This is a genomic window from Rhodovulum sp., assembly GCF_011048875.1.
Taxonomy (GTDB): Bacteria; Pseudomonadota; Alphaproteobacteria; order Rhodobacterales; family Rhodobacteraceae; genus Rhodovulum; species Rhodovulum tesquicola.
Window position 1 is genome coordinate 1 of record NZ_DSDD01000062.1, and the last position, 4,021, is coordinate 4,021.

5 protein-coding genes are annotated in these 4,021 nt (G+C 68.0%); all 5 read left to right on the forward strand.

Features of this window, described 5'->3' with window-relative positions; translation table 11 throughout:
• Window positions 1-211 (forward strand): metal/formaldehyde-sensitive transcriptional repressor (locus ENN83_RS02130; RefSeq protein WP_287183513.1); only part of this gene is annotated, 211 nt, incomplete at its 5' end.
• Window positions 212-219: 8 nt separating this feature from the next.
• Window positions 220-1,155 carry a CDF family Co(II)/Ni(II) efflux transporter DmeF gene (dmeF, locus tag ENN83_RS02135; RefSeq protein ID WP_287183516.1) on the forward strand — a complete coding sequence of 312 codons (936 nt, stop codon included), beginning with the start codon at window positions 220-222 and terminating at the stop codon, window positions 1,153-1,155.
• A gap of 246 nt (window positions 1,156-1,401) precedes the next feature.
• The gene (locus ENN83_RS02140; RefSeq protein ID WP_253090312.1) at window positions 1,402-1,608 is read left to right on the forward strand and encodes a cold-shock protein; all 207 of its coding nucleotides are present in this window, start codon (window positions 1,402-1,404) and stop codon (window positions 1,606-1,608) included.
• A 202-nt stretch (window positions 1,609-1,810) separates the two neighbouring features.
• Window positions 1,811-2,023, forward strand: a complete 213-nt coding sequence (locus ENN83_RS02145) for a hypothetical protein (protein ID WP_287183520.1) — start codon at window positions 1,811-1,813, stop codon at window positions 2,021-2,023.
• A gap of 180 nt (window positions 2,024-2,203) precedes the next feature.
• Window positions 2,204-3,763: a pyruvate kinase gene (locus tag ENN83_RS02150; RefSeq protein ID WP_287183524.1), complete on the forward strand. Its 1,560-nt coding sequence runs from the start codon at window positions 2,204-2,206 to the stop codon at window positions 3,761-3,763.
• Window positions 3,764-4,021: the final 258 nt, after the last annotated feature.

The following is a 4,021-nucleotide window of genomic DNA, read 5'->3' on the forward strand; positions in this document are numbered from 1 at the left end:
GGTCGAGGCGATCGAGCGCGCGGTCGAGGCGGACAAGGACTGCGGCGCGATCCTGCATCTGGTCGCTTCGGTCCGGGGCGCGATGAGCGGGCTGACGACCGACTTGATCGAGGCGCATCTCGCCCACCATGTTCGCGATGTCGAGGATGCCGAGGCGCGCCGACAAGGGTCCGAGGATCTGGTCGCCGTCCTGCGCAGCTATCTGAAATAGGATCGCCTATGCACGATCATGCCCATCCACAGCCCCCCGGCCCCGCTCCGGAGGACAGGCATGACCACATCTTCCTCGGACCGAACCACGACCGGAACGCGCGCCGCACCTCGATCGTGATCGCCATCACGGCCACGATGATGGTGATCGAGATCGCGGCAGGCACGATCTATGGCTCGATGGCGCTGGTGGCGGATGGCTGGCACATGTCCACCCATGCCGCCGCGCTGTCGATCACAGCGCTGGCCTATGGCTATGCCCGCCGCCACGCCCGCAACCCGCGCTTCAGCTTCGGCACCGGCAAGATCGGCGATCTGGCGGCGTTCGGCTCGGCGGTGGTGCTGTTGATCGTGGCGCTGCTGATCGGCTGGGAAAGCCTGGTGCGGCTGATCGAACCGGTCCAGATCGACTTCACCCAGGCAACCATCGTGGCGGTGATCGGGCTGGCGGTGAATCTCGGCTGCGCGCTCCTGCTGCGCGAGGGACATGACCACCACCATGGCCACGCGCACCCTGCCGCCCCCGACAACAACCTGCGGGCGGCCTATCTTCACGTTCTGGCCGATGCGCTGACCTCGGTGCTGGCCATCGGCGCGCTGCTGGCGGGGCGGGCCTATGGCTGGGTCTGGCTCGATCCGCTGATCGGCGTCGTCGGCGCGCTGGTGATCGCGCGCTGGTCCTGGGGGCTGATGAAACAGGCGGGTCGCGTCCTGGTCGACTACCTGCCCGAGGACGAGGGCCTGCCTGTCGAGATCCGCGCTGCGCTGGAAGGCGAGGATACCCGCATCACCGACCTGCATGTCTGGCAACTGGGTCCCGGCCACCACGGCGCCATCGTGGCGATCCGCGCAAGCGACCCGCTCGCCCCCTCGGCCTACCGCGCCCGGCTTGGCCATCTCCGCGATCTCTCGCATGTCTCGATAGAGGTCGAGGAGGCCAGATAGACCCTCCGTTCGGACAAGGCGGGGCGCGGACAGACCGAGCAGTCAGGCCGACCAAACTGCCGGTGATCGGTATTCTTTTCGATCTGGCCCTTGCGATCTGCTGTCGGCTCCACCAAGTAAATCTGGCTGACGTTATTCTCTTTCGAACCTCTGCCTCCGTTCACCCGGCTCTCAGTTGATCGATCAGGACTGACTTTGCCGGGCTGCCGCATCCAGCGGGCAGCACAGAAACAGGAGACCACGGTTATGGCCAATGGCACCGTGAAATGGTTCAACTCAACCAAAGGCTTCGGCTTCATCGCTCCCTCGACGGGTGGCAAGGACGTGTTCGTCCACATCTCCGCGGTCGAGCGCGCCGGTCTGACCGGTCTGGCCGATGACCAGAAGGTGACCTACGACGTCGAACATGGCCGCGATGGCCGCGAAAGCGCGAGCAATCTCGTTCTCGCCTGAAGACCGAAGCGCAGGGTGTCGCATACGAGGCCCTGCGCTTTCCTCGATCCAGGATTTCGCTCCCTCCCGCCGCGGCGGAAGGGCCTCGATCCTCGGCAAAGGGTGGGCCGGACAACGCCCCCCCCCGCATTGCCGATGAACCATTGGTCGGATCAGACGCGGAGCTTCGTTGACCCGCGTTTGTAATAGAAAGGGGAAACGCATGCGCACGAAAGAACCCCAGTTTCGGCTGACCTCACAGGAAACCAAGGCCGAAGCCACGACGCGCATCGCGCGCGAGATCCTTCGCTCCGAGGCCGAGGAACGCCAGAACAAGACGGCCGCCCTGAAAGCGGCCCGCCTTGCACGGCAAGCCGCGGGAGACGCCGCGCCCGTTGCCCCCAAATCCCGCAAGGCCACCCTGCCCGGTTCGTGATGCGCGACGCGGGCTTGCGCCCCCGGTTCGCACCTTGGCTTCTGCCCCCCTTCCCCCACCCGACAGATTCGACCTTGCCCCTCTGGCCGGGCGCAACGGACGCTGTCATGCGGCCGTCACCGTTCCGTCACATCGCGCGCGTAATCCGGTTTCTCTCGGAGAAGATTTCGGAGTCCGGCCATGTCCAGGATCGAGAGCGACACGCAAGCGACGGCCGGGCGGGACGAGGCGCGGCGCTTGCATGCTGCCGTCTCGGCACTGCGCGCCGATGTCGAGAACCGCGCCGCCCGCCTGCTGACCGAGTGGTCCCTGCCGCCCGGTGATGGCGTTTTCTTCGACTGCATGAGCAATCTGGCGGCCTGGCTGGCGCTGCGCCAGATCGATCTGGGCCCGCTTCAGGCGCCGCTCGCCGCACTGGGTCTGTCCTCGCTCGGCCGCTGCGAAGCGCATGTGCTGGCCTCTATCGACGCGGTTCTGGCGACGCTGGCGATCCTTGCCGACGTCCCGGGGCACCGCCATCCCCCCGCCCGGACGCTGACCGCGGCCAAGGCCCTGCTGGCCGAGCGGCGCGACGCGCTGTTCGGCGCGGCCCGGCTGGACAGCCCCTCGACCCGGGTGATGGTCACCCTGCCGTCCGAGGCCGCCGACGACCCGTTCCTGGTCGAGGAAATCGTGGCCGCCGGGGCCGATTGCCTGCGGATCAATACCGCCCATGACAGCCCCGAGGCCTGGGCACGCATGGCGGCGAATATCCGGGCCGCAGCAACCGCGGCCGGGCGGCGGGTGCCGCTGATGATGGACCTCGCCGGGCCCAAGCTGCGCATCCTCGCCGTCAGCAGCCGCGAGAAGATTCGCCTGCATCCCGGCGACCGCTTTGCGCTTGCCGCCGACCTGCCCGCCGGGATCCGGGGCCGGACCCAACCCCTGACCGCGACCCTGTCCCATCCGCAAATCCTTGACCGGCTCGCCCCCGGCGACACGGTCTGGATCGACGATGGCGTCCTGCGCGCGCGCGTTCTGGCCCGCAACGGCACGCGGGTCGAGCTTGAGGTCACCCAGGCCCGGGCCAAGGGCGGGCGGCTCAAGCCCGACAAGGGCGTCAACCTGCCCGGCCGCAGCCTCGATCTGCCCGCCCTGACCGCTGCGGATCGCGACCATCTGGGCACGGTGCTGGATCTGGCCGATATCGTCGGCTTCTCCTTCGTGCAGACGGTCGGGGATGTGCGCGACCTGATCGCCGCGCTGACCGAGGCCGCCGGGGACCGACCGCTTCCCGCGGTGGTGCTCAAGATCGAGACGCCGCTTGCGGTCGCGAACCTGCCCTGGCTGATCGTCGCCGCGGGCGCCCGGCTGCCGGTCGCGGTGATGATCGCGCGCGGCGATCTGGCCGTCGAGATCGGGCTGGACCGGCTGTCCGAGGTCCAGGAGGAAATCCTGTGGCTCTGCGAGGCCGCGCGTGTGCCCGTGGTCTGGGCCACCCAGGTGCTGGAAGGGCTGCTGAAGGAGGGCGTGGCCAGCCGCGCCGAGGCGACCGATGCGGCGATGGCGCAGCGCGCCGATTGCGTGATGCTGAACAAGGGACCGCATGTGATCGAGGGCCTGCATTTCCTGCGCGATGTGCTGCGCCGGATGGACCGCCACCAGCACAAGAAGACCGCCCGCATGGGCCGCCTGAACGCCTGGACCCCGCACGATCCCGCCACCCCCGATCCCGAACGCGAACCGGCTGACCGGCCCTGAGGCAAGCGGGGCCGCGGCAGGGCCCCGCACAAGGGGCTTCTGTAATATGCGCGACACAACGCGCCGCTAGAGTTGTTTCCGATCAAGTTGAAGCATATCCTGCGTGCCGGAGATAGCGCGCACATTCCTTCGGGTTGAAGGCGGTCAGGGCGGAAGCGATGGCGCTGCAGAGGCTGTCAGCGCATCTCGGGGCGGCGCTTCGCACGAGGGCCTTGAGCCTGGCGAAGACCATTTCGATCGGATTGAGGTCGGGGGAAC

Excerpts from the sequence above, each read along its gene's own strand:
- dmeF (WP_287183516.1), top strand. The coding sequence starts at position 220 with ATGCACGATCATGCCCATCCACAGCCCCCCGGCCCCGCTCCGGAGGAC.
- ENN83_RS02140 (WP_253090312.1), top strand. The coding sequence starts at position 1,402 with ATGGCCAATGGCACCGTGAAATGGTTCAACTCAACCAAAGGCTTCGGC.
- ENN83_RS02150 (WP_287183524.1), top strand. The coding sequence starts at position 2,204 with ATGTCCAGGATCGAGAGCGACACGCAAGCGACGGCCGGGCGGGACGAG.
- ENN83_RS02145 (WP_287183520.1), top strand. The coding sequence starts at position 1,811 with ATGCGCACGAAAGAACCCCAGTTTCGGCTGACCTCACAGGAAACCAAG.